The sequence below is a fragment of the Bradyrhizobium quebecense genome, assembly GCF_013373795.3.
Taxonomy (GTDB): domain Bacteria; phylum Pseudomonadota; class Alphaproteobacteria; order Rhizobiales; family Xanthobacteraceae; genus Bradyrhizobium; species Bradyrhizobium quebecense.
In genome coordinates this window covers 346,454-370,224 of the sequence record NZ_CP088022.1, presented here as the reverse complement: position 1 = coordinate 370,224, position 23,771 = coordinate 346,454, and the positions used below count along the sequence as shown (strand labels likewise).

Sequence of the window (23,771 nt, the reverse complement as noted above, 5' to 3'; positions counted from 1 at the left end):
CAAGCGGATTGCCAACTGTCGCTTATTGTGGGCCTCGAACGCCTGCACGGCGCGGCGTCTCAGGCGGTGGCCGCCGCGGCCTGCGCCTTCATCGCGGCCTCGACATCCATCCACATCACTTCCCAGATGTGACCATCGGGATCCTCGAAGCTGCGGCCGTACATAAAGCCGAAATCCTGCTTCGGCGACGGATCGGCCGTACCGCCCGCGCCCTTCGCCTTGGTCACGTAGCCGTCGACTGCGTCGCGGTTGTCGGCGGAGAGACAAACCAGCACTTCGCTCGTGGTCTTGGCGTCGGCGATCTTCTTCGACGTGAACTGCCGGAACTTGTCGTGGGTCAGCAGCATGACGAAAATGGTGTCGGAGATCACCATGCAGGAGGCGGTCTCGTCGGAGAATTGCGGATTCTTGGTCGCGCCGATCGCCTCATAGAATGCGGTGGCATGGGCAAGGTTGCTGACCGGCAGGTTGACGAAGATCATTTTGGGATTGGCCACGCGAAGAACTCCTGTTTGGCGGGGTTGTGCCCCGAGGACGAACCGCATAGCCGGATCCCGACATCGCCGCGCAGATTTTTCCTGCGGCGTCCTGCCGCAGGCTGCCTCAGGTCACGATCGGCGTCGGCATGGTCAGAAATGCCCGTGTCACATACCAGAACAGCTCACGATTGATGGCCAGCGCCACCGAATGGGCGGTGCCGGGAAGGATGATGAATTGCCGGTCGCCATTCGGCAGCTTGTTGAAGAACTCCTCGAGATCGGGGACCGCCGCGATCCCGTCATATTCGCCGCGGACCAGCAGCACCGGCGCCAGCACCTTCTCCGGATGCACCACCGGCAGATTGGCGGTCATGTCGAGATAGGTGCCGGTCGGGATCTGGTCGCCGAACTGCATCTCGACATCGGCCAACACTTCCATCACCGCGGGGTCCGACGTGCCCGGCCTGTCGCGGGTCGCGATCGAGCGGATCATGTCGCGGTCGCGCGTGCGCATGTTGTGGCTGCGGTAGTAGGCAAGCTGCTCGGCGCGCTTTGCCAGTGTCGGCGAGCCCTCGCCCTTGTAGGTGAAGGCGGCGAACACCAGGCGATCGATGCGCTCGGGCGCGGCCATCGCGAAGGCACCCGCCCGCAGCGCGCCGGAGGATTCGCCGATGAAGTGATATCGCCGCTCGCCGGTCTCGCGCGCGATCACCTCGACCGCCGCTTTCAGATCCTCGACGCCGCTCGCGATATCCGCATTGCCCGAGGTGCGGCCCGACTTGCCGTAATTCTCGTGATCCATGGTCCAGCAGTCGAAGCCGTAGCGCGCAAAGACGTTGAGCAGCGAATACTCGCCCTTGCCGGGCACCGTGAGGTCGAACACTCTCGACGTCACCGACGAGCCGTGGACGAAGAACACCACGGGCCGCGCCGGCTCGCCCGGTTTCGGCGCGCCGATCCGCTTGCGGAACATCCACAGCGGGATGTCACCCTTCTTCGCCCAGTATTCGTTGCTCCATATTTCTCCTTCCGCAGGAACTGCGGTCGCGGCCTGCGCCGGCGCTGCGCCGAGCACACCGGCTGCCGTCGCAACGCCGATGCCCTTGATGATGGTGCGCCGCGAATGGTCTGCTGGCATCATGGTTCGCTCCCTTCCGGATTTCTTCGTCCGATCCGGTGCGATCGAGCATAGCAGCGCGCATGATCGGTTGCGCAACGGGCGCATCTCGCGGCCGCTGATCCGATGCACGATTTTGTGAACGCGGTTTCCGGCAATCGGCGCGGACGACAGACGGACTTGGTCCTAGTCTCCGCCGCGGTCCGACCGGAAAAATCCGGCGAGATGCGGGAGCGAAGAATGAGCAGCAATCTCACCGACGAAGAACTTGCCGCCTTGATGCCCTCCGAACTGTGCCAGTACCAGACGCCGATCCCGACCCAGATCGTCTCCAGCGACGAGTTCTATCCCGACCCGCAGAACGAACGGCAGCGCGAGGTCGAGGCACGTCTGCTGGCGATGGCCGACGATCTCGGCGGCAAGCAGGGCCTCGACCGCCGCCGGTTCTTCCAGACCGCGGCCGGCATGGCCGCTTCCTTTGTCGCGATGAACCAGGTCTATGGCCCGCTGTTCGACGTGACGCCGGCTGAGGCCGCAACGCCTTCGATGGCGCAAGAGCGCGCCAACGGATTGAAAGACCAGTTCATCATGGACATGCACACGCATTTCCTGCGCGACGACACCCGCATCATGGGCTTCGTGGAAATGCGCAAGGCGGTCGGCAAGGCCGGCTGGAACAAGGAACTCAACGATCACGAGCAGACCATCGAGGATCTGAAGTTCAACAACTACAAGAAGGAGATGTTTCTCGATTCCGACACCAAGATCGCGCTGATCTCCTCGGCGCCGTCGGATATCGAGCAGGACTGGTTCCTGACCAACGAGCAGATGGCCGATGCGCGCAAGAAGATGAACGACGAAGCCGGCTCGCGCCGCGTGTTCTGTCACGCGATCTTCACGCCCGGGCAGCCCGGCTGGCTCGACAAGCTCGATGCTGCGCTGGCCTTGAGGCCGGAATCCTGCAAGGGCTACACGATCGGCGACAACACCCACAAGGAGATCAGCCGCTATCCGTGGCGGCTGGACGACGAGAAGGTCGCCTACAAGGGCTATGAGAAGATGGTGAAGGCGGGCATCAAGAATGTCTGCGTCCACAAGGGACTGTTTCCACCCGGGATCGAGAAGCAGTATCCAAATTTGCGCGGCTTCGCCGACGTTGCCGATGTCGGCCAGGCGGCCAAGGACTGGCCGCAGCTCAACTTCGTGATCTATCACTCGGCCTATCGCCATGTCGGCGGCGATCCCAAGGTCGCGCTGGCCGAGTTCGAGCGCACCGGCCGGATCGCCTGGACCTCCGACCTCGCCGACATCCCGGCGCAATACGGCGTCAACAATGTCTATGGCGATGTCGGGCAATTGTTCGCGACCACGCTGGTCGCCGAGCCCAATGTCTGCGCTGCGCTGATGGGCACCCTGATCAAGGGCCTCGGCGTCGACCACGTCTGCTGGGGTACCGACGCGCTGTGGACCGGCGCGCCGCAATGGCAGATCGAGGGCCTGCGGCGGCTGGAAATCCCCGAAGTGATGCAGAAGAAGTTCGGCTACGCACCGCTTGGGCCCGCCGACGGACCGGTGAAGACGGCGATCTTCGGCGACAACAATGCCCGGCTCTACAACATCCAGCCGAAGCGCGCGATGCTCGACATCAAGGGCGACCGCTTCTCGATGATGAAGGCGCAGTATGAGAAGGCCGGCGCCGAGCCGTCGAATACGCGTTACGGCTATGTCGTGCCGAACGGGACGATCGATCACCGGGTGTTTGCGTAGTCTTCAGACGCCGTCATTGCGAGCGAAGCGAAGCAATCCATCGCGCCGCGCATCGGATGGATTGCTTCGTCGCTTCGCTCCTCGCAATGACGGGGCTACTTCCCCGTGAACTTCGGCTTGCGCTTCTCGGCGAAGGCCTTCACGCCTTCCTTGAGATCCTCGCTGTCCCTGACCTCATCGAGCAACCGCCGCGCGTCGGCGACTGTTTCAAGAGGTCCCTTCGGCATCGCCTCGCGGGCGAGCTTCTTCAGCGCGCGGACCACCAGCGGTGCATTGCAGGCGATCTTCGCAGCCATCTCCTGCGCCAGCGCGAGGTGCTGACCTTTCGGCGTGACCTTGTTGACGAAACCGATCTGGAAGGCGCGTTCCGCCGACATCTCGTCGCCAACCAGCAGAAACTCCATCGCGATCTTGTGCGGCATCCGCGCCATCACCGATGAGACGCCGCCCGCGGTGGTGCCGATCTTTCCCTCCGGGTAGATGAAGCGTGTCGTCTCCGACGCCACACACAGATCGGCCATCTGGACCAGCACGAAGGCGCCACCCACGACCCAGCCGGATGTCGCGGCAATCACCGGCTTGTCCAGCTCGACGCCGAGGCCGGGCACGGCGTGCCACATGTTGGCGGGGAGATCACCAACATCGGCGCCGACTGAGAAGTACTTTTCCTTCGCCGAAGCCAGCACCGCGACACGATCGTCGCTGTCCCGAAACCGCAGCCAGGCGTCACGCAGCTCGGTACACAACGCGTTGTTGAGCGCGTTGTGCTTCTCGCTGCGTGCCATCGTGATGGTCGCGACATGGTCGGCGCTCTCGTAACGAACGAGCGTCATGCTGGCCTCCCTGCTTTTGTTGTTATTGTCTTCCGTCGCGGCCGCGCCGCGACGTTATTTCTTCTCGTCGGGATGCCGGTGCACCGGATCGACCCAGAGCACATTCTCCGGCTTCTCGACCGGCTCGATGTCGAGATTGATCGCGACCGCCTCGCCGTCGGAACGCACCAGCACGCATTCCAGCACCTCGTCGGAACTGGCGTTGATCTCCTGGTGCGGCACATAGGGCGGCACGAAGATGAAATCGCCCGGACCGGCTTCGGCGGTGAACTGCAGCTTCTCGCCCCAGCGCATCCGCGCCTTGCCCTTCACGACATAGATGATGCTTTCGAGATGGCCGTGATGATGCGCACCGGTCTTGGCGTCCGGCTTGATGCTGACGGTACCTGCCCACAATTTCTGCGCGCCGACCCGGGCGAAATTGATCGCGGCCTTGCGATCCATGCCGGCGGTCGACGGCACATTCGGATCGAGCTGGTTACCCGGAATCACCCGGACGCCGTCGTGCTTCCAGCGCTCGTCGTCGTGATGGTGATGATCGTGGTCGTGGGAATGGGTGTGATCGTGGGAACCGCTCATCGTTCTTGCTTTCGTTGGTCAAGTTTTCGTGCGTGGAACGCTACCGAAAAGCTGACGCGCAGGCGAGCGGAAAATCGGAACGTTCAGGCGCTGCCGCACGTTGCCCTTGCGAAGTTTCAATGTATTTGGAGGAATAGGCCAATGGGTAGCACCACCGACAAGATCAAGGGTACCGCCAACGAGGCGATGGGCAAGGCCAAGCAGAAGATCGGCGAGGCCACCGGATCCGAGCAGATGCAGGGCGAAGGCGCGATCCAGGAAGCCAAGGGCAAGGGCCAGAAGGCGCTCGGCGACGCCAAGGAGGTCGCCAAGGACGCCGTGAACAGGGCCGCGGCCGCAGCGAACAAGAAGCTCTGATTTGCCGGTGATCAGCTTTTGAGAAGGACCGGTCCATTCGGCCGGTCCTTTTCATACCGCGATCAATCAGCCACGCGGGCGCGGACGTGCCAGCACATCCGGATGTGCCAGCACATCCGGATTGACCACATTCGTCGGCGTACCGGCTGCGTAGGCCAGTATCTGATCGAAAATGTCGGTGAACTGAATCTCGTATTCGTCGCGCGAGACGTAGCCGAGATGCGGCGTGCAGACCACATTGTCCATGTTGAGCAGCGGGTCGGCGGTGTCGCGCAGCGGCTCCTTCTCGTAGACATCGACCGCGGCCATGCCGGGCCGGCCGGCGCGCAGCGCGTTGACCAGCGCGCCGGGCTCGATCAGCGGCGCGCGGCTGGTGTTGACGATCAGCGCGGTGTCTTTCATTCGCGCGAGGTCTTCCGCCTTGACGATGCCGCGCGTTGCGTCGACCAGCCGCATATGGAGCGACAGCACGTCGCAGCGGGCAAAGAAATCGGCCTTGCTGGCGGCGGTCTCATAGCCGTCGGCGCGCGCCTTCGCCAGCGCCGCCTCGCGCGCCCAGACCAGCACGTTCATACCGAACGCCCTGCCATAGCCCGCGACCACCGCGCCGATGCGCCCATAGCCGTAGATGCCGAGCGTCTTGCCGCGCAACGTATGGCCGACGCCGATCTGCCATTTGCCAGCCTTCAGCGCCGCCATCTGTTGCGGGATCGCGCGCATCGCGGCGAGGATCAAGCCCCAGGTGAACTCGGCAGTGGCATAGGACGGCGTATCGGCATGCTGGCCCGACGACACGATGATGCCGAGCCGCGTGCAGGTGTCGATGTCGATATGCGGATAGACGCTGCGCTGGCTGATCAGCTTCAACTTCGGCAGCCGTTCGAGCAGCGGGGTGCGGATCTGGGTGCGTTCGCGGATCAGCACCAGCGCGTCGGTGTCGCGCAGCCGTTCGGCGAGCGCATCGACGTCCTGGACATGATCGTTCCAGATCGTGACGTCGTAGCCGTCGAGCTTGTGGAAGCAATCGAGGGTCCGCAGCGTGTCGAAATAATCATCGAGGATCGAAATCTTCATCGCTGCGCCCTCTTGTTACGGGCCGGTTACTTGACGGCCATCCGGTTATTTTACGCCAAGCAGTTCGACGTCGAACATCAGCGTGGCATTCGGCGGGATCACCCCACCGGCGCCGCGCGCGCCATAGCCGAGGTTCGGCGGGATGATCAGCGTGCGCTTGCCGCCGACCTTCATGGTGGCGACACCCTCGTCCCAGCCCTTGATCACGTGGCCCTGGCCGATCGGAAACTCAAACGGCTCGTTGCGGTCGACCGAGGAGTCGAACTTCTTGCCCTTCTGGCCGTTTTCGTAGAGCCAGCCGGTATAGTGCATGACGCAGGTCTGGCCGGTCTTCGGCGAGGCGCCGGTGCCGACCTTGCTGTCGATGATCTGAAGGCCTGAAGCTGTGGTCATGGGCTTTCCTGCGGTTTGGGCCATTGCCGTCCTGCCGGCAACGGACGTGGAGACTGCCGCCGCAAGTCCGGCGAACGCAGTCGTGATGATCGTGCGTCGGGAAGATCGCATCTTGCACCTCTCGTGAAGGACGGCCGTCTCTAGCCCAGCGCGGGCGAAATCCCTAGCCGCTTTTTCAGTGACCGGCCATGCCGTCATCGCGGTCCAGCGCAAAATCGTCGAGCAACGGCGAGCTGCCGCCTGCGATGAGATCGCCGATCAGTTGCGCCGCCAGATAGGAAAAGGTGATGCCGTTGCCGCCATAGCCATACGCCGCATAGACGCGCTTCGCGCCGGGCACCGGACCGATCAGCGGCAGACCGTCGCTGGTGGTGTCGAACGTCCCGGCCCAGCGATATTCGATCTCCGTTGCGGCGAACGGCCAGAGCGCGGCGAGACGTTGCACGAGCCGGCTCGCCTTCTCCGGGATCAGGCGGTCGCGGGCATCGGGCGCGATGATCTCATCACTATCCTCGCCACCGATGATGATACGGCCCGCCGGCGTCGTCCGGGCGTAAAGATAATCCTTGGCGTTCTCCCAGATCAGCGCGCCATCCTTCCAGACGTTCTGCGGCCTTCGCGGCAATTTCACGACCATTATCGAATCCCACGGTCACCGCTTCGCCCGCCGGATCGAACGCTATGGCCTCCGCATCGAACTGCCGCGCACCGCGCGCGAGTGCGAGGTGGAGCAGCCCGCGGGCAAGTTGGAGCGGATCCGCATCCGCCGCGCCGGGCGAGACGATCGCGCCTGCGCGCGCTATCCGGTAGCTCTCGAGCAATTGTCCATGATCGAGGAAGTCGCCGGACAGGCCGGCGCGGCGGCGGAGCCGATGCTCATCGAGTAACCCGGTTACGGAGCTGCCGGCCGCCAGATAGAGCGAGCGCTTCTTTCTGATCTCTCCGGGCAGCTTGTGCTCACGAACCAGCGAGATCAGACCGGTCACGGCATCGAGGCTAGCCTGATAGGCACGCGCAGCCCGATCGAAACCATACATCGCGGTCAGTTCGACAAGCGGACGGTCGATCTCCCACAACAACATCGCGGTGCTGGCTGCCGTGCTGCCCCGGCCGGGGCGCTCTCGATCAACAATGACGACGTCCAGCCCCTGACGGGTCAGGCGCTCGGCGACCAGCGAGCCGGTGATGCCGGCGCCAACGATAAGCGCATCGCAGCCGAGATTTTCCGACAGTGTAGGATACGGTGGTGGCGTTGCGGCGGCAAACCACGGCGAGACGCCGCCGCGCAAATCGGCCTGGTCAGTATCATCTGAATCGAGGGAGCTGATGGCGGGCCTCGCGGGAAAGGGCTTCCAGCACCAATCCCTGCGAGAACAGCTTGTTCCTCAACGCAAATCCGGCCCTGCTGCCTGCGACATTCAGTAGCCGAGCGCGCAGCCGTCCTTGCGCGGATCGGAGCCGCCGGTCAGCGTGCCCTTCTCCCAATCGATCCAGATGCCCTGGCCGCCGCCGAGCGGCGCGACCACGCTGGTGGTCTTGTGGCCGATCTTCTTCAGGCCTTCGACGATCTGCGCCGGCACGCTGTCCTCGACCTGGTAGACGCCCTCGTAATGCAGGCCGCGCGGCATGTCGATCGCCTCCTGAATGTCGCAGCCATAGTCGAGCATGTTGGTCAGCACGCGGGTCTGGCCGACCGGCTGATACTGCCCGCCCATGACGCCATACGGCATCACCGCGCGGCCGTTCCTGGTGGCCAGCGCCGGGATGATAGTGTGCAGTGGACGCTTGCCCGGCGCGATGCAGTTCGGATGGCCGGGCTGGATGCGGAAGCCGCCGGCGCGGTTCTGCAACAGGACGCCGGTCTTGTTGGAGACGATCGCCGAGCCGAACGAATGCGCGATCGAGTTGATGAAGGAGCAGACGTTGCGGTCCTTGTCGACCACCGTGATGTAGACGGTCGAGGGATTCATCGGCGGCGACACGTTCGGCAGTTCGAGCAGCCGGTCCATCCGGATGTTCTTGACGTGCTCGTCGGCAAACTCCCTCGAGAGAATGCCGGCGACATCGACATGGGCGTGCTGGGGATCGCCGATGTACTGCTCGCGCATCATGTAGGCGATGCGCGCCGCCTCGGCCTCGAGGTGGAAACGCTCGATGCTGAGCGGCTTGAACTTGGTCAGGTCGAAGCGCGACAGGATGTTGAGCATGACCAACATGGTGATGCCGGGGCCGTTCGGCGGGCACTGCCAGACGTCATAGCCCTTGTACATCGTGCCGATCGGCGAGGTCGTCTCGGTCGAATGCGCCGCAAAGTCCTCCAGCGTATGCAGTCCGCCGATACCGCGCAGCGTGTCAACCATGTCGGCGGCGATCTCGCCGCTATAGAAGGCGTCGCGACCCTTTTGCGCGATGGCGCGCAACGTCTTGCCGAGCTCGGGCTGCCGGATCACGTCGCCGGCGACCGCTGGCTTGCCATGCGGCAGCAGGTAGCGCTCGGTGTTGGTGCCGTTCTTCAGCTTCTCGAAGCCGTTCTTCCAGTCGAAGGCGATGCGCGGAGCGACGACATAGCCCTCCTCGGCGGCCCTGATCGCGGGCTGCAGCAGCCGGTCGAAGCCGAACTTGCCGTGATCCCTGAGGATCACGTCCCAGGCGTCGATCGCGCCGGGAATGCTGACGGCATGCGCCGAGGTCAGCGGCACCGAATGGATCTTGCGTTCGAGATACCACTCGGCGGTGGCGGCCATCGGCGCCCGGCCGCTGCCGTTATAGGCCGTGATCTTGCCCTCGCCCTTCGGCTGGATCAGCGCAAAGCAGTCGCCGCCGATGCCGGTCGATTGCGGCTCGATGACGCCGAGCAGCGCACAGGCCGCAACCGCAGCGTCGGCGGCGGTGCCGCCCGCGCGCATCACGTCGATGGCCACCAGCGCCGCTTCCGGATGCGACGTTGCAACCATCGCGTTCTGGGCGTGGACCGTGGAACGGCCGGCGAAGTGGAAATTCCTCATAACGGAGAGCTCGCTTGATCGTGATGGTCTGATGCTGCTGCGGCGGGTGGATGCCAAGGGGATACGAAGTACATGGCACATTCGTCCCCGGCAGGGCAATGCATGGTATGCCAGAGGAATTATCCCGATAATGCATGGCTTTGCGGGGTTTCGCAGCTCTGGCTGGCCTGATAAACCCCGGCCATGCCCCTCAAGGTCGCCGCCTTCTACCAGTTCGCCGCGCTGCCCGACTTCCGCGCATTGCGCGAGCCGCTGCGCGCGCTCTGCACCGGGCTTGATCTCAAGGGCAGCGTACTGCTCGCACATGAGGGCATTAACGGCACCATCGCCGGCAGCGACGAAGCCATCGATGGTTTCGTCGCTGAGCTCAGGCACGGGCCGCTGTTCGGCGGCCGCCTCGACAATCTCGAGCTGAAATTCTCCGAAGCCGCGCAGGTGCCGTTCCAGCGACTCAAGGTGCGGCTGAAGAAGGAGATCGTGACGCTCGGCGACACCACGGTCGACCCGACGCGGCAGGTCGGCACCTATGTCGACGCCGGCGACTGGAACGAACTCATCGCCTCGCCCGACATCATGGTGCTCGACACCCGCAACGCGTTCGAGGTCGCGATGGGCAGTTTCGAAGGCGCGGTCGATCCCAGGATCGCGAGCTTCGGACAATTCAAGGAATTTGCCGCGCGGCACCTCGATCCCGCGAAGCACCGCAGGATTGCAATGTTCTGCACCGGCGGCATCCGCTGCGAGAAGGCGAGCGCCTATCTGCTCGCGCAAGGCTTCAGCGAGGTCTATCACCTCAAGGGCGGCATCCTGAAATATCTCGAGGAAACGCCGCCGCAGGACAGCCGCTGGCGCGGCGACTGCTTTGTGTTCGACGAACGGGTCGCGCTCGGCCACGGCCTGCGTGAACGTGGGCACGAGGACGCCGTGCATGAATGACGCGGCCAAGCTGAGCGAACGGATCGATGCGCTGGAGGTCCGCCTGACCTACCAGGACGAAGCCATCGAGACGCTGAACCAGACCATCACGGCACAATGGAAGCAGATCGACGCGCTGACGCACCAGCTCGCCGAGCTGCGCGACCGGCTTCGGGAGGCCGAACGCCAAGCGCCGGGCCCCGCCAACGAGCGCCCACCGCACTACTGATCGGCGCCGCCGGAGCCCGGCGATCGGATTACATGTTGCTCACCTGACGCATCGGCTTCGCGCCGCTGAAGAACAGGCTGGACAACCGCTGCACCATTGCCGTCGCGCGGCTCCCCTCGAGGCCAGGGCGAACACACAGCAGGCGCTTCTGCAACGGAAGCTCCGGCAGATAATAGTCCTTCGCCGAGATCAGCGAGGACGGCATCATCCGCTCGGGGCACGCCGTCAGGCCGTATCCGGCCCGTGCGGCTTCGAGCCGCAGCTGATGGTTCGGGCTCCTGAACACGATCTTGTACGAGATGTTGTGCTTGGTGAGCGTCCGGATCATCCAGTCGTCACCCGGCCACGCCAGGATCGGGATCGGGGCGCCCGGCCGCAGAACAAAATCGCGTGATCGTACCCAAACCGAACGCTCTTCGGCCTCGGCGGCGATCGTCACCTCGTGTTCGTTCTCCAGCGAAGGGTTGCTGTAGACGAAGGCGATGTCGATGTAGCCGTCGATCAATCCTCTGATGACGATCGGCGACATGTCGGCGTGAACCAGCACGTCGGCGAGTGCGTCGGCCGGATGCAGCTTGAGGAATTCCTCGGCGAGCATCGTGCTCATTCCGAGCCGCAACGGCTGCGGTCCTTCGTGATTGCCGCCGAGCCGAAGCAGTTGGTCGTTTGCTTCGAGGATTCGCCTTGCCTGCTGCACGGCGACCTTGCCGAGCTCCGTCGTCGTGGTGCCGTTCGCCGTTCTGACGAAGAGCGCGCCGCCAACCAGGCTCTGCAGTCGCTTGACCTGCGAACTGATCGCCGGCTGACTGAGGCCGAGACGCTCCCCGGCCTTCGATAGACTTCCGGTCTCTGCAATCGCAACGACGGTGCGAACAATCTCTGTCGGAATATTCAAATGCTGACGTGGTCTGTGCATCGCGAGCCCTCCAATCTCAGCGCGGGACGCAATTACGATCTCCATAGTATGTGATTCAGCTATACTAACATTTGGTTGCACTTTCGTTTAGTTCCAATTTGCCGCGATGCTATTGTAATTGCAGGCCTTATGTATTGTTACGTGCATTGCCCCGTAGTGCTACGGTGTCGGACGACTACATCTGCACGCGCACACAGCACCTCGACACCATCGGACCTCGGATTTCTGCGGACACGGCATCAAAGATTCTGATCGCCCCATAAAGTGCCGTCCACCCAATAAATTTGAACGCTGCCATTCATCCGAATTGACGTCACTGATTCGCGGAAGCGTTTTCATAGTTTTCCTTAATCAAAGCCTCGCAACGTGGCGCCCTGGATTGCGTTTCGAGGTGTGCCATGACCAGGTTCTTTCGTTGTCGAAGCGGCGCTTCTGCTGTCGAATTTGCGCTGATGCTGCCGCTGTTTCTTGCCTTCATTTTCGGCATCATTGTATTCGGTTCGTATCTCGCGATGGTGCATGGCGTCCAGCAACTCGCCGCCGAAGCGGCGCGCTCGTCGATCGCCGGAATGACCGACACCGAACGCAACAGCCTCGCAACGAGCTACGTCACCGCCAACGCATCGACCTATCCGCTGCTCGTAGCCAGCAATCTCACCGTCAATGCCGCACCGTCCCCATTGAACGCCAACGTCTACGTCGTGACGGTCAACTACAACGCGGCCGGCAACTTCATCTACAAGCTGCCTTTCGTTCCCGCTCCGGCGAGCACCATCGTCCGCTCCGCGGCGATCCAGTACGGAGGATTCTAGCATGAGCGACATCCTCATGCTGATGCGGCATTTCGGCGCCGACGAACGAGGAAACTTCGCGATGATCTCGGCCGGCCTGATGACGCTCCTGATCGGGTGCGCCGGGCTTGCCATCGATCTCGGCACGATCTTCGCCGACCGGCGCAAGACCCAGAGCACCGCCGACCTCGCCGCAATCGTCGCTGCCGCCAATTTGAGCAATCCGGTCAACGCCGCCTCCGCGACGGTGACGCAGAACAACTATCCGGCCAGCGCGCTGGTCAAGGTCGAGACGGGGACCTACACCGCAAACAGCGCCGTCGCGCCGCAGGCCCGCTTCGTGACCCCGGCGGTCGGCATTCCGAACGCCGCGCGCGTCACGTTGACGACCAAGACCCCGCTCTACTTCGCGCGCTATCTGACCGGCGCGAGCAGCTTCAACATCACGACGACCGCCACCGCGACGTCGACCGAAATGGCCTCGTTCGAGATTGGCTCGCGGCTGCTTTCGGTCAATGGCGGCGTGCTCAACGCGCTGCTCGGCTCCATGCTCGGCACGACGCTGTCGCTCTCGGTGATGGACTACAATTCGCTGATCAGCGCCAAGATCGACGCCCTGGACTTCCTGTCGGCGCTGGCAACCCGGGTCAACCTGACCGGCGTCACCTATAGCGACCTCCTGAGCAGCAATTTCAAGGTCGGCGATATCATGGCGGCCGCGCTGACCACACAGCAGATCACCAACGGCGCGGGCGCGGCGACGACCGCACTGTCGACGATCTCCCAGGCTGTCACCGGCTCCTCGACCAAGATTTCGCCGGGCACCCTGATCGATCTCGGTCCCTTCGCCAACCTGACGGTGGGCCAGAAACCGAAGGTCGGCGCCAGCGTCTCGGTCTTCGACCTCATCAACACGGTGGCGCAGATCGCCAACGGCAGCCATCAGATCGCAACCTCGGTCAATCTCGGGCTGCCCGGTATCGCCAACGTGTCCGTGATCGCGACGGTCGGCGAGCGCCCGGTCGGCTCGAGTTGGATCGCGATGGGCACCCAGGGCGTGAGCGTCCACACTGCGCAGACCAGGATCCTGGCGACCATCAATGTGCTCGGCTCCGGCAGCGTTTCCGCGATCAACCTCCCGGTCTATGTCGAGGTCGCCTCGGGCACCGCGACGCTCAACGCGGTGTCCTGCGGCCATCCGAACATCAACACCTCGCAGGTCACGATCGGCGTGACGCCGGGGATCGTCGACGCCTGGATCGGCAACGTCACGGTTGCCGACATGACCAACTTCACGACCAAGCCCAATCCGCCGCCGGCGCTGCTGGTCAATCTTGGCCTCATCACCGTCACCGGCCTCGCCCATGTCGGCATGGGCAATACCACGCCGACCAACGTCAATTTCAGCTACAGCGACGTCCAGTCGGGGACGAAGAAGACCGTGACGACCACCAACTTCCTCACCTCGCTCACATCAAGTCTGCTGGGCGACCTCTCGCTCACCATCAATGTCGGCCCGCTTGGGCTTCCGATCCCGGGCTTGGGCGCGCTGGTCATGAGCATCCTCAACGCCGTGACGAGTTCGATCGATCAGGTGCTGGCATCCCTGCTCTCGACGCTCGGCATCGGGCTCGGCCAGGTCGACGTCTGGGTACTCGGCATCCGCTGCGACGGCGCGGTGCTGGTGAACTAGGGCGTTCTCCGGGGAAACGATCGCGCGACGGGCATCACATCGGGGTAGGAGACTGGCGTGAGTACAACAATAAAAAGATACAAGATCGACAGCCAGCGAACCGTCCTGATGAAGCGCGGAACGATCTTCTACCGCAACACCGGCATCGGATGTCTTGTGCTCAACATCTCGACCGGCGGTGCGGGGCTGGCCGTGGAAAGCGATGTCGCAATTCCGTTCGCGTTCGATCTCGAGATCGAGAGCGAACCGATCCGGCGGCACTGCGTTCTGGCCTGGCGCCTGGAGCGCCGGCTCGGCGTGACCTTCGAATTTGGCCGGGTGCAGCGCCCCGAAGGCGGTCCGGTCTAGCCGGTCCAGACCATCACGATATGCGGGCGGCTTCGCGCATCGAGGCCGCCGGCGAACGTGTCACGCATCCAGCGTCAGCCACGGTATCGCGGCGATTCCTGCCGCGACGATTGCGCTCCACGCCAAGCGCGCGGTGCCCTTCGAACCACCGCTGCGCGGTGAGCCGTTCGTCGCACGGCTGAACTCACTTCGCATCGTGGTTAGCGATCGCCGGGATAGTCCAGCTAATTGTCCCGATTGCCGTCGTGCTTCGACGGCGCGGGCTGCGTGGCACTGACCGGATCGGAGGCCGGGAAGGTATCCTCCAGCCCCTCCTTCAACCGGGAGCGCGCCTTGCGGTCGGCAGCCCGTGCCTCGTGCGGCTTCTCGGCGTGCTTGTCATGCGCGGCAGGATCGAATTTCTCGGCCATGTCGTCCCTCCATTCCGGGGGACAACGCCCCTGCACAAACCAGGGTTCCAGAACCACCTTGGCCCATTGCGCCGCAGCGTGTATCAGGGGCCAAATTTGGACCTTGATCAGGAACTTTCGCGTGCCCCAGGATCCCACCACAAAACCGCTCATCGACCTCCTGTCGGGCCACCGGCAAGCCGTGCCGCCGCTCTGGATGATGCGGCAGGCCGGCCGCTATCTGCCGGAATATCGCGAGCTGCGCGCCAGGGCCGGTGGCTTCCTCGATCTCTGCTTCACGCCCGAATTCGCCACCGAGATCACGCTACAGCCGATCCGCAGGTTCAACTTCGACGCCGCGATCATCTTCTCCGACATCCTGGTGATCCCCTACGCGCTCGGCCGTTCGGTGCGTTTCGAGGCCGGCGAAGGGCCGCGGCTCGATCCGCTGGCAACGCCCGGCGAGATCGCGACGCTGGCCACTGAGGCCAATTTCGACAAGCTCGAACCGGTGTTTGAGGCGCTGCGCCGCGTCCGGCGCGAGCTTGCGCCAAACATTACGCTAATCGGCTTCTGCGGCGCGCCATGGACGGTTGCGACCTACATGGTGGCCGGACAGGGCACGCCGGACCAGGCGCCCGCACGGATGCTCGCCTACCGCCATCCGGACGCCTTCGCCAAGATCATCGACGTCCTGGTCGAGAACTCGATCCACTACCTCGTCGGCCAGCTCAAGGCCGGCGCCGACTGCCTGCAGATCTTCGACACCTGGGCCGGCGTGCTGCCGCCACGCGAATTCGCCCGCTGGTCGATCGAGCCGACCCAGCGCATCGTTGCCGGGGTGCGCAAGCAGGTCCCCGGTGCCCGGATCATCGGCTTTCCGCGCGGCGCGGCGGGCATGCTGCCGGCCTATGTCGAGCAAACCGGCGTCGATGCCGTCTCGATCGATTGGGCGGCCGAGCCGTCGATGATCCGCGAGCGCGTGCAGAGCCGCGTCGCCGTGCAAGGCAATCTCGATCCGCTGGCCCTGATTGCCGGCGGCGCCGCGCTCGACCGCGCGGTGGACGATGTGCTGGAGAACTTCGGCAGCGGCCGGCTGATCTTCAATCTCGGCCACGGCATCCTGCAGGAGACACCGATCGCCCATGTCGAGCAGATGGTCGCACGGGTCCGCGCGTACAAGGGGTGAAATCCAGTAGCCCACTCTATCGCCGTCACCCTGAGGAGACCGCGCAGCGGTCGTCTCGAAGGGTCGACGGCCCGGCTCTGGCCACGAGTGAAAAAGGCCGCGCGCCGACACATCGGGGCCGTCGACCCTTCGAGACGCGCTACGCGCTCCTCAGGGTGACGGATTGAACATGGGCGGACCTACCTTGCATCCTCCAAAATCATGTCTGACGCCTTCTCCGCGATCATGATCGTCGGCGCGTTGGTATTGCCCGACATCAGATCCGGCATCACGGACGCATCGACCACGCGCAGACCCTCGACACCGCGCACCTTGAGCCGCTGGTCGACGACCGCGAGCGCATCGTTGCCCATCCGGCAGGTCGAGGTTGGATGATAGACGGTGCTGCCGGTGCGGCGGCAGAAATCGAGCAAATCGTCGTCGCTCACCACCTTGGCGCCGGGATCGACCTCCCCGACCGAGTATGATTTCAGCGCCGGCGCGGCCAGGATCTTGCGCAGGATGCGGATGCCGTCGATGAAGGCGCGGCGATCGGTCTCGGTCGCCAGATAGTTGATGCGGATTTCCGGTGGCACGCTCGGGTCCGCGCTCCTGATCTTCAGCGAGCCGCGGCTCTCCGGGCGCAGCTGGCAGACCGAAGCCGTGAAGCCCGAGAACGGATGCAGCTTCTCGCCCATCTTGTCGGTCGAGAACGGCAGGAAGTGGATCTGGATGTCGGGCGACGCCAGCCGCGGACTGGTCTTGAAGAACGCCCCCGACGTGCCGGCGGCAATCGTCAGTGGCCCCTTGCGCAACGCCGCGTAGCGCAGGCCGGCCATGACGCGGCGCACCGGATTGTTGATGACGTCGTTGAGCGTGACAGTCTGGGCGCAGCGCGTGACGATGCGCACCTGCATGTGATCCTGCAGGTCGTTGCCCACGCCGGGCGCATCGAGCAGAACCTCGATGCCGTGCTGCTTCAACAGATCGGCAGGGCCGACGCCGGAGAGCTGCAGCAATTGCGGCGAATTGTACGCGCCGCTCGACACCAGAACTTCCTTGCGCGCCTTGGCCGTGCGCAACTGTCCATTCTGCCTGTACGCGACGCCGCTCGCGCGCTTGCCGTCGAACAGGACGCGCTGCGCCAGCGCCGACGTCTCGACATGCAGATTGCCACGCGTCAGCGCCGGCCGCAGATAGGACCGCGCCGTGCTGGCGCGCCGGCCGCGCCGCGTCGTGGTCTGGAAGAAGCCCGCGCCCTCCTGGGTCGCGCCGTTGAAATCCGGATTGGTCGGGATGCCGACCTCGGCCGCGGCATGCACGAAAGCTTCCGACAGCGGATCGTGGTGCCGCCAGTCCGACACCGGCAGCGGACCGCCCGCGCCGTGATATTTGTCGCCGCCGCGCTGCTGATCCTCCGCCTTCCTGAAATAGGGCAAGACGTCGTCATAGCCCCAGCCGGCATTGCCGCGCTGCCGCCAGCGGTCATAGTCCTCGTGCTGGCCGCGCACATAGAGCAGCCCGTTGATCGAGCTGGAGCCGCCGAGTACCTTGCCGCGCGGCTGGAACACCTGCCGCCCGTTCAGGCCGGGCTCAGGCTCGGTCTGGTACATCCAGTTGACGGATTTTTCCTTGAACAGCTTGCCGTAGCCGAGCGGGACATGGATCCAGATGTTGGTGTCCTTCGGCCCGGCCTCGAGCAGCAGCACCGAATGCTTGCCGTCGGCGCTCAGGCGGTTGGCGAGCACGCAGCCGGCCGAGCCCGCGCCGACGATGACGTAATCGAATTCGGCCGCATCATTATTCCTGTTCACTGGTTTCCCCCGGAATTTCTTTCTTCCGGTGGTACAGACAAAGCGGCGGCTTGAAAAGACTAGCGCGCTGCGCTGAGGTTCTGGAGCAGTTGCCCGACGAGCATATTGAGCTCGTCGGCGCTGCCGGCGGCACCGAAGACGTAGCGGTCGGGCCGCACGATGACCGCGGCGGCGCCATGTTGCCGCATCCAGTCGGCGAACAGCCCGTCGCGCTCGACCACGCTCAGAATACCATTGGCATCGGCGCTTTCACCCGATGTGCTAACGACGACGCGCTCGCCGCCAAGATGCTGCCAGGCGGCGCGGGACGCGTCCGACAGCCACGCCATCGGCTCTGCCGCCGACGTCACGATCGCAAATTCCGGCCTCAGCAGATCGTCGAGCCGGCACGTCCACCCATCCGGCGCGCGCACATGCGGCTGCACGAACAGCCGCCCGGCCAGAACAGCATCGCGCGCGATCAGACCGGAGACGAGATCGGGGATGAATTTCTGCCTGATGGTTTCGGCCTTGCCGGCCTTCAGGTCGGCGCGCAGCCGGACGTCGCGTTCGGCGGCAGCCTCCGGATCGAGTTCGCCGATGATCTTGCCGAACTCCTTGGCGCTGGCGACGACGGCGCGGACATGCGGCTTGCGCTCGATCTCGTAAGCGTCGAGCAGCGTCTCGCCGGCATCGCCACGGAGAACCAGCCTCAGCTTCCAGGCCAGGTTCACGGCATCGCGGATGCCGGCGCACAGCCCCTGGCCGAGGAACGGCGGCGTCTGGTGCACGGCATCGCCCATCAGGAGCACACGGCCGTCGCGCCAGCGCTGGCCGAGCAAGGCGTGGAAGCGATAGACCGCCGAGCGCCAGATCGTGAGGTCGGAAATGTCGGTGAAGCCCTTCAGCAGCTTCACAACGTTGTCGGGTGCGCCGGCCGCCTCGGGATCCTCGCCGGGCAACAGCTTGATCTCCCAGCGCCGCAGATTGCGCGGCCCCGGCACGAAGGTGCCGGGACGCGACGGCCAGCAATATTGAAAACTCCTGGCCGGCCGCTTGGCGGGGTCGCTGGTCAGCGTGTCCACCACCATCCACCATTCATCGAAGGCAAGGTCGTCCAGGCCAATGCCGAGCTGCTTGCGCACGAAGCTGTTGGCGCCGTCGCAGCCGACCAGATAGCGCGCGCGGATCAGGAACTCCTCACCTTGCTCGCGCCGCGCCGTCAACGTCACCGCGCGCTCGTCCTGCTCGAGCGTCACGGCGGCCGTTGCGAGGAAAACGTCGGCCTGCGGATATTCGGCAAGCTTGTCGCGCAGCGCCTGCTCGACATCCGGCTGCACGAAAGTCACATTCGGAATCCAGCCGAGCGGATACGGCGGCGGCATCGGGTCGAAGATCTTGATGATCTCGCCGTCGACGCCGAGATAATGCGAGCCGTTATGCGGGGCGATCGCCTGCTCCATGAAATCGGCGAGCCCTATCGCCTGCAGCACGCGCAGCGCCTCGTGATCGAGCGTGATCGCGCGCGGCTTGTCGTAGATGTCGGCAGTGCGCTCGACGACGGCGACGCTCAAGCCGGCTTTCGCGAGCAGATTGGCGAAGATGGCACCAACCGGCCCGAGGCCGACGATTGCCACGTCATACATCGGACCATGCCCGGGGTTCGCGAGGGACATCGACATGCTACTTCGCGAGGTAACTCTCGAGCGTCAATGGCTTCGGCTTCACCTGCGGCTCGCTGATCGCGACACCTTCGAACGGCGTTGCCTCCTCGAACCAGGCCCGCCGCGCCGGCAGTCCCCATGGAAACGAGATCTTGTGGTCGGACGGATCCCAGCCGATCGGCTCGTTCTCGATGTCCATGATCTGGTAGTGCGTATTGAACAGTTCGACGCGGTGCCCGTCGGGATCGCGCATATAGACATACATCGCATGGCCCGGCCCGTGCCGCCCGGGTCCGCGTTCAACCGCCGCGCCATAGCCCAGCTCGCCGGCGAGATCGCATGCGTTCAGCAGATGATGGACCTCGGGCGCGAGGAACGCGAAATGATGCAGCCGCGGTCCCGCGCCGTTGAAGAACACGATGTCGTGCGGGTTGCCCTTGCGCTGCAGGAACACGCCGCGCAGATCGAACGTGCCGGCGGGCGCGATATACTCGCTCAGCCGGAAGCCGGCCGCGGTGAAGAACTCGCACGCCTTACGCACGTCGGGCGTCAGCACCTGATAATGATCGAGCCGCAGCGCCGAGCCGCCGGCATGGCGGGTGAACCGGGTGATCATGCGCGGCTCGACCGGCATGGTCGCGCAGAACTCCAGCGGCGTGCCGGCCGGATCGGTCGCCTGCAGCGTGCGGCCCTGGTGCGGCACCTCGGCCCAGGCAGTCCGGCATCCATGCGCTTCGAAGAAGCCCTTGAGCCGGTCAAGGTCAGCGTCCTGGAACACCCGCAAGCCGAGCCGCGCGCAGACGGCGCTCTCGCTCTTGCGCAACACAAGGCTGTGATGACAGGCCTCCTCGACGCCGCGGAAATAAAGCGCATCGCCCTCCTCCGCAGTCAGGATCAGCCCGATCACGTTTTCGTAGAACTGCCGGGTTGCCGCGAGGTCGCGGACGGTCAGGACCACGTGGCTGGCCCGCGTGATCCGAAACCCGGGATCGTGGTTCGTGATCGGCAAGCTCATGCGCACCTTCCGGTTTTGCCGGTCGCGGGAACCCAACTCATTGCGAAAAACCGGCGGGCGATCAAGCAGCGTGGCGCTGGGCAATCTCTGCCGGTCCGTGACGACACATCACGCATTTGTATCGATTTGTTAGCAATGCCTCCCGATGAAACCGAAGCGGGCGCCCGCCGTGGCACGGTCCGTTCCAATAGTTCATAGTTTGTCAAAGGTTTGCAGAGAATTCTTCGGCACCGCGCGATGGCCAGACCATGCAGGCAACGTAGTGAGATGCGTATCGATCTCAGATCAAATTTCGCGGCCCTGTTCGCGGGTGACCTCGCGGCCTTCGGCGCACCACCGACGGACGAAGCGCTTGCCGGCCACATCCGCGCCGAGCAGGTTTCGCTCGTGCTCGGCTATTCCTTCGGCATCATGCTGGCCAACGCCTGCAACGCGCTGGTGCTCGCGGTTGCGCTGTGGCAATCGCCGGATTGGGCCTTCGCGCTGGTGTGGGCCGCTGCCGTGAGCAGCGCGGCGCTGTTCTTCGGCATGCAGGTGCGCGCATCGCGCCGCATCGCCAAGCCGCAATTCGTGTCGCGCCGAACCATGTACCGGCTGGTGCGCAATGCGCTGGCGCTCGGCGCCGCCTGGGGCGTCGTCCCGGTCGCATTCTTCGCGAACGCATCGAGCGGCGCGCAATTGGTGATCACCTGTCTTTGCGCCGGCATGCTGGCTGGCGGCGCCTTCGCATTCTCCACCATCCCGATCGCCGCCATTGCGTTCACCGGGCCGATCTTCGTCGGCACCGCGATCTGCCTCGGCAGGGACGGCGACTTCGTCTATCTGCTGATGGTCGTGCTCGTCCTGGTCTACGGCTCCGTGCTGCTGCGCGGCGTGTTCGTCAATGCATTCGAGTTCAGGCGCCGCATCATCGCCCAGCACGAGGCCGAACGAACGGTGCGGCAGGATCCGTTGACGCATCTGCCGAACCGCGTCGCCTTCAACGAGGCGCTCAATGGTGCGCTGAGCCGGCTGGAGCGCTCGGGCGAGGAATTCGCCGTGCTGCTGCTCGATCTCGATCGCTTCAAGGAGATCAACGACAGGTTCGGCCATCCGGCAGGCGACGAGCTCCTGGTGCAGCTTGCGGCCCGGTTGCAGCGCTGCACGCGCGCGGCCGAGCATGTCGCGCGGATCGGCGGCGACGAGTTCGCGCTGATCATGTCCAATTTGACGCGGCCCGACGACGCGCTCGCAATCGCCGAACGGTTCGTCGCGGCCTTTGCCGATCCATTCCCGATCGACGGGTTCGAGATCACCAGCGCGATCAGCATCGGCATCGTGCTCGCGCCGCGGGACGGCAACACCTCCCACGATCTGCTCAAGCATGTCGACATCGCGCTCTACCGGGCGAAGAAATCCGGTCCCGGCACGATCCGCTTCTTCGAAGCCAGCGACGACCAGTCGGCGCGCGACCGCCGCGCCCTGCAGCGCGACCTGGAGCAGGCCATCGAGGCGGACCAGCTGTTTCTCGTCTACCAGCCGTTCCTCGACATCCGCAAAGGCCGCGTCACCGGCTTCGAGGCGCTGCTACGCTGGCAGCATCCGACACGTGGCCTGATCCCGCCAAGCGTCTTCATTCCGATCGCCGAGGAGAGCGGACTGATCCACCAGCTCGGCGAGTGGGTAATCCGCCGCGCCTGCGCGATGCTGTCGCGCTGGCCGGACGACATCAGGATCGCGGTGAATTTCTCCGCGGTCCAGTTCCAGAACGTCGGCATTCTGCAGACGATCGTCGAGGCGCTTGCCGAGGCGAATGTCGCGCCGAACCGGCTGGAGATCGAAATCACCGAATCAATGCTGATCTCGAAATACGGCTCGGCGCCGGCGATCCTGAACGGGCTGCTCGAGCTCGGCCTGACGGTCGCGCTCGACGATTTCGGCACCGGCTTCTCGTCGCTGACCTATCTGCGCAAGTTGCCGTTCAGCCGCATCAAGATCGATCAATCCTTCATCCGGGACATGCTGACCCAGCCGGATTGCGCCGCGATCGTCAAATCGGTGATCGGCCTCGCGCAGGACCTGCAGATCGGCGTCGTGGCCGAAGGCGTCGAGACCGCGGATCAGCTCGAATATCTGCGCCAGACCAGTTGCGACGAGGTGCAGGGCTATTTGATCGGCCGGCCGATGTCGGGCAGCGAGATCTCCGCGCTGCTCGATCACGATCCGCAGCGTTCGGTGCACGCGGCGTAGCGCTGATCGAACGCCCGCGCACCAGTCGGGCACATCACGGCGCGTCGGCGCGATGCAAGGTGTCGACCGTGATGGTGCCGCGGGCCCGCGAGACGCACGCGCAGATCTTGCGGCTCTCCTGCTTCTGGTGATCGCTGAAGAAGACGTCGCGATGGTCGATTTCGCCATCGACATCGACCACGTCAAGCGCGCAGACACCGCATTCGCCGCGCCGGCAGTCGCTCATCACCTCATGGCCGGCTTCGTTGAGCACGTCCAGCATCGAGCGGTCGCGCGGGATCACGAACTCGGTCCCCTCACCCCTGAGCCGCACGCGGAACGCCTCGGTCGGCAGCAATCCGCTCGATCCAAAGGTCTCGTAGCGCAGATCGGTGATCGGGCGGCCTGACGCTTCCCAGGCGCGCCGCGCGGCGTCCAGCATCCGCATCGGGCCGCAGAACAACGTCATCGTATCCTGCGGCAGCCTTGCGAAGACGCCGTCGAGGTCGAGCCGTCTGCCCTCGTCGGCGGCATGGACGGTGATGCGGTCGCCGAGCAGGCGCTCGAGCGTGTCGAGATACGCCGCATCGCCGCGCGTGCGCACGGCATAGTCCAAGGTGACGCCGGCATCGCGGCGGACCAGCGCCTGCGCCGCACCGACGATCGGCGTGATGCCGACGCCACCCGCGATCAGGCAGAAATGCCGCCGCGTCCAGTCGAGCTGCACCAGCGAGGTCGGCAGCGTGACGGTGAGCCGCGCCCCCGGCACAAGCGACCACATATAGCGCGAGCCGCCGCGGGAATCCGCTGCGTGCCGCACCGCGATCCGATAACCTTGCGGATCGACTTCGCCGACCAGCGAATACGACCGGGTCTGCGGCTGGCCTTCGATGGTGACGCCGACATCGATGTGGCTGCCGACGGGATAGGGCGCGCCGGTGAAATTGTCCGGCCGCAGCAGGAATTCGCGGATGCCGGGCGTGAGGTCGCGCGTTGCCAGCAGCGTGGCCGACGTCCAGGTTTCAATGAATCGCATCG

At 64.5% G+C, this 23,771-nt stretch carries 24 protein-coding genes; 9 read left to right on the top strand and 15 right to left on the bottom strand.

Going from position 1 to position 23,771, the window contains the following annotated elements; genetic code table 11:
- Nucleotides 1–59 precede the first annotated feature (59 nt).
- Nucleotides 60–545, bottom strand: a complete 486-nt coding sequence (locus tag HU230_RS01910; RefSeq protein ID WP_176533215.1) for a VOC family protein — start codon at nt 543–545, stop codon at nt 60–62.
- Between the two features lie 58 nt (nt 546–603).
- Nucleotides 604–1,620 (bottom strand): alpha/beta hydrolase, encoded by a 1,017-nt coding sequence (locus HU230_RS01905; RefSeq protein ID WP_176533216.1) that lies wholly within the window; start codon nt 1,618–1,620, stop codon nt 604–606.
- Nucleotides 1,621–1,836: 216 nt separating this feature from the next.
- On the opposite strand from HU230_RS01905, the gene HU230_RS01900 reads away from it, so the two are divergent.
- Nucleotides 1,837–3,363: an amidohydrolase family protein gene (locus tag HU230_RS01900; protein WP_176533217.1), complete on the top strand. Its 1,527-nt coding sequence runs from the start codon at nt 1,837–1,839 to the stop codon at nt 3,361–3,363.
- A 95-nt stretch (nt 3,364–3,458) separates the two neighbouring features.
- Here HU230_RS01900 and HU230_RS01895 read toward each other — a convergent pair whose 3' ends face one another.
- Both HU230_RS01895 and HU230_RS01890 read right to left on the bottom strand, forming a co-directional pair.
- Nucleotides 3,459–4,196, bottom strand: coding sequence for an enoyl-CoA hydratase/isomerase family protein (locus HU230_RS01895; RefSeq protein ID WP_176533218.1), 738 nt, complete (start codon nt 4,194–4,196; stop codon nt 3,459–3,461).
- A gap of 54 nt (nt 4,197–4,250) precedes the next feature.
- Entirely contained in the window at nt 4,251–4,775 is a 525-nt protein-coding gene (locus HU230_RS01890) for a cupin domain-containing protein (protein WP_176533219.1), read from the bottom strand.
- A gap of 141 nt (nt 4,776–4,916) precedes the next feature.
- Here HU230_RS01890 and HU230_RS01885 point away from each other — a divergent pair, with 141 nt between their 5' ends.
- Entirely contained in the window at nt 4,917–5,132 is a 216-nt protein-coding gene (locus HU230_RS01885; protein ID WP_176533220.1) for a CsbD family protein, read from the top strand.
- Between the two features lie 66 nt (nt 5,133–5,198).
- On the opposite strand, the gene HU230_RS01880 is transcribed toward HU230_RS01885, so the two are convergent.
- The 5 genes from HU230_RS01880 to ggt all read right to left on the bottom strand — a co-directional run bounded on the left by HU230_RS01880 (nt 5,199) and on the right by ggt (nt 9,604).
- Complete coding sequence (locus HU230_RS01880) at nt 5,199–6,206, bottom strand: D-2-hydroxyacid dehydrogenase family protein (RefSeq protein ID WP_176533221.1); 1,008 nt, start codon at nt 6,204–6,206, stop codon at nt 5,199–5,201.
- Between the two features lie 45 nt (nt 6,207–6,251).
- Complete coding sequence (locus HU230_RS01875) at nt 6,252–6,710, bottom strand: FKBP-type peptidyl-prolyl cis-trans isomerase (protein ID WP_173641166.1); 459 nt, start codon at nt 6,708–6,710, stop codon at nt 6,252–6,254.
- Between the two features lie 64 nt (nt 6,711–6,774).
- Nucleotides 6,775–7,224, bottom strand: coding sequence for an NAD(P)/FAD-dependent oxidoreductase (locus HU230_RS43805; RefSeq protein WP_338077483.1), 450 nt, complete (start codon nt 7,222–7,224; stop codon nt 6,775–6,777).
- Entirely contained in the window at nt 7,106–7,888 is a 783-nt protein-coding gene (locus HU230_RS43800) for an NAD(P)/FAD-dependent oxidoreductase (protein ID WP_338077341.1), read from the bottom strand. The genes HU230_RS43805 and HU230_RS43800 overlap by 119 nt, the downstream gene beginning before the upstream one ends.
- A gap of 129 nt (nt 7,889–8,017) precedes the next feature.
- The gene (ggt, locus tag HU230_RS01865; RefSeq protein ID WP_176533222.1) at nt 8,018–9,604 is read right to left on the bottom strand and encodes a gamma-glutamyltransferase; all 1,587 of its coding nucleotides are present in this window, start codon (nt 9,602–9,604) and stop codon (nt 8,018–8,020) included.
- A 183-nt stretch (nt 9,605–9,787) separates the two neighbouring features.
- On the opposite strand from ggt, the gene trhO reads away from it, so the two are divergent.
- Nucleotides 9,788–10,540, top strand: a complete 753-nt coding sequence (gene trhO / locus HU230_RS01860; RefSeq protein ID WP_176533223.1) for an oxygen-dependent tRNA uridine(34) hydroxylase TrhO — start codon at nt 9,788–9,790, stop codon at nt 10,538–10,540.
- Nucleotides 10,533–10,748 carry a SlyX family protein gene (locus HU230_RS01855; protein ID WP_176533224.1) on the top strand — a complete coding sequence of 72 codons (216 nt, stop codon included), beginning with the start codon at nt 10,533–10,535 and terminating at the stop codon, nt 10,746–10,748. The genes trhO and HU230_RS01855 overlap by 8 nt, the downstream gene beginning before the upstream one ends.
- A 28-nt stretch (nt 10,749–10,776) precedes the next feature.
- On the opposite strand, the gene HU230_RS01850 is transcribed toward HU230_RS01855, so the two are convergent.
- Nucleotides 10,777–11,664: a LysR family transcriptional regulator gene (locus tag HU230_RS01850; protein WP_224924282.1), complete on the bottom strand. Its 888-nt coding sequence runs from the start codon at nt 11,662–11,664 to the stop codon at nt 10,777–10,779.
- Nucleotides 11,665–12,062: 398 nt separating this feature from the next.
- On the opposite strand from HU230_RS01850, the gene HU230_RS01845 reads away from it, so the two are divergent.
- The 3 genes from HU230_RS01845 to HU230_RS01835 are packed head-to-tail and all read left to right on the top strand — an operon-like array spanning nt 12,063 to nt 14,496.
- Nucleotides 12,063–12,476 (top strand): TadE/TadG family type IV pilus assembly protein, encoded by a 414-nt coding sequence (locus HU230_RS01845; protein WP_097672972.1) that lies wholly within the window; start codon nt 12,063–12,065, stop codon nt 12,474–12,476.
- Nucleotide 12,477: 1 nt separating this feature from the next.
- Complete coding sequence (locus HU230_RS01840; RefSeq protein ID WP_176533225.1) at nt 12,478–14,148, top strand: pilus assembly protein TadG-related protein; 1,671 nt, start codon at nt 12,478–12,480, stop codon at nt 14,146–14,148.
- Nucleotides 14,149–14,205: 57 nt separating this feature from the next.
- Complete coding sequence (locus tag HU230_RS01835) at nt 14,206–14,496, top strand: hypothetical protein (RefSeq protein ID WP_224942877.1); 291 nt, start codon at nt 14,206–14,208, stop codon at nt 14,494–14,496.
- Between the two features lie 224 nt (nt 14,497–14,720).
- On the opposite strand, the gene HU230_RS01830 is transcribed toward HU230_RS01835, so the two are convergent.
- On the bottom strand, nt 14,721–14,906 hold the full coding sequence (locus HU230_RS01830) for a hypothetical protein (RefSeq protein ID WP_092124477.1): 186 nt from the start codon (nt 14,904–14,906) through the stop codon (nt 14,721–14,723).
- 121 nt (nt 14,907–15,027) lie between these two features.
- On the opposite strand from HU230_RS01830, the gene hemE reads away from it, so the two are divergent.
- The gene (hemE, locus tag HU230_RS01825; protein ID WP_176533226.1) at nt 15,028–16,074 is read left to right on the top strand and encodes a uroporphyrinogen decarboxylase; all 1,047 of its coding nucleotides are present in this window, start codon (nt 15,028–15,030) and stop codon (nt 16,072–16,074) included.
- Between the two features lie 179 nt (nt 16,075–16,253).
- Here hemE and HU230_RS01820 read toward each other — a convergent pair whose 3' ends face one another.
- Genes HU230_RS01820 through HU230_RS01810 form a run of 3 tightly spaced genes read right to left on the bottom strand, consistent with a single transcriptional unit; the run spans nt 16,254 to nt 20,525 of the window.
- A complete protein-coding gene (locus HU230_RS01820; RefSeq protein WP_176533227.1) occupies nt 16,254–17,867 on the bottom strand; it encodes a GMC family oxidoreductase in 1,614 nt (537 codons plus the stop codon).
- 59 nt (nt 17,868–17,926) lie between these two features.
- Entirely contained in the window at nt 17,927–19,528 is a 1,602-nt protein-coding gene (gene mhpA, locus HU230_RS01815) for a bifunctional 3-(3-hydroxy-phenyl)propionate/3-hydroxycinnamic acid hydroxylase MhpA (protein ID WP_176533228.1), read from the bottom strand.
- Between the two features lies 1 nt (nt 19,529).
- Nucleotides 19,530–20,525: a VOC family protein gene (locus HU230_RS01810; protein ID WP_176533229.1), complete on the bottom strand. Its 996-nt coding sequence runs from the start codon at nt 20,523–20,525 to the stop codon at nt 19,530–19,532.
- 267 nt (nt 20,526–20,792) lie between these two features.
- Here HU230_RS01810 and HU230_RS01805 point away from each other — a divergent pair, with 267 nt between their 5' ends.
- The gene (locus tag HU230_RS01805) at nt 20,793–22,754 is read left to right on the top strand and encodes a putative bifunctional diguanylate cyclase/phosphodiesterase (RefSeq protein WP_176533230.1); all 1,962 of its coding nucleotides are present in this window, start codon (nt 20,793–20,795) and stop codon (nt 22,752–22,754) included.
- A gap of 34 nt (nt 22,755–22,788) precedes the next feature.
- On the opposite strand, the gene HU230_RS01800 is transcribed toward HU230_RS01805, so the two are convergent.
- Nucleotides 22,789–23,769 (bottom strand): PDR/VanB family oxidoreductase, encoded by a 981-nt coding sequence (locus HU230_RS01800; protein WP_176533231.1) that lies wholly within the window; start codon nt 23,767–23,769, stop codon nt 22,789–22,791.
- Between the last annotated feature and the right edge of the window lie 2 nt (nt 23,770–23,771).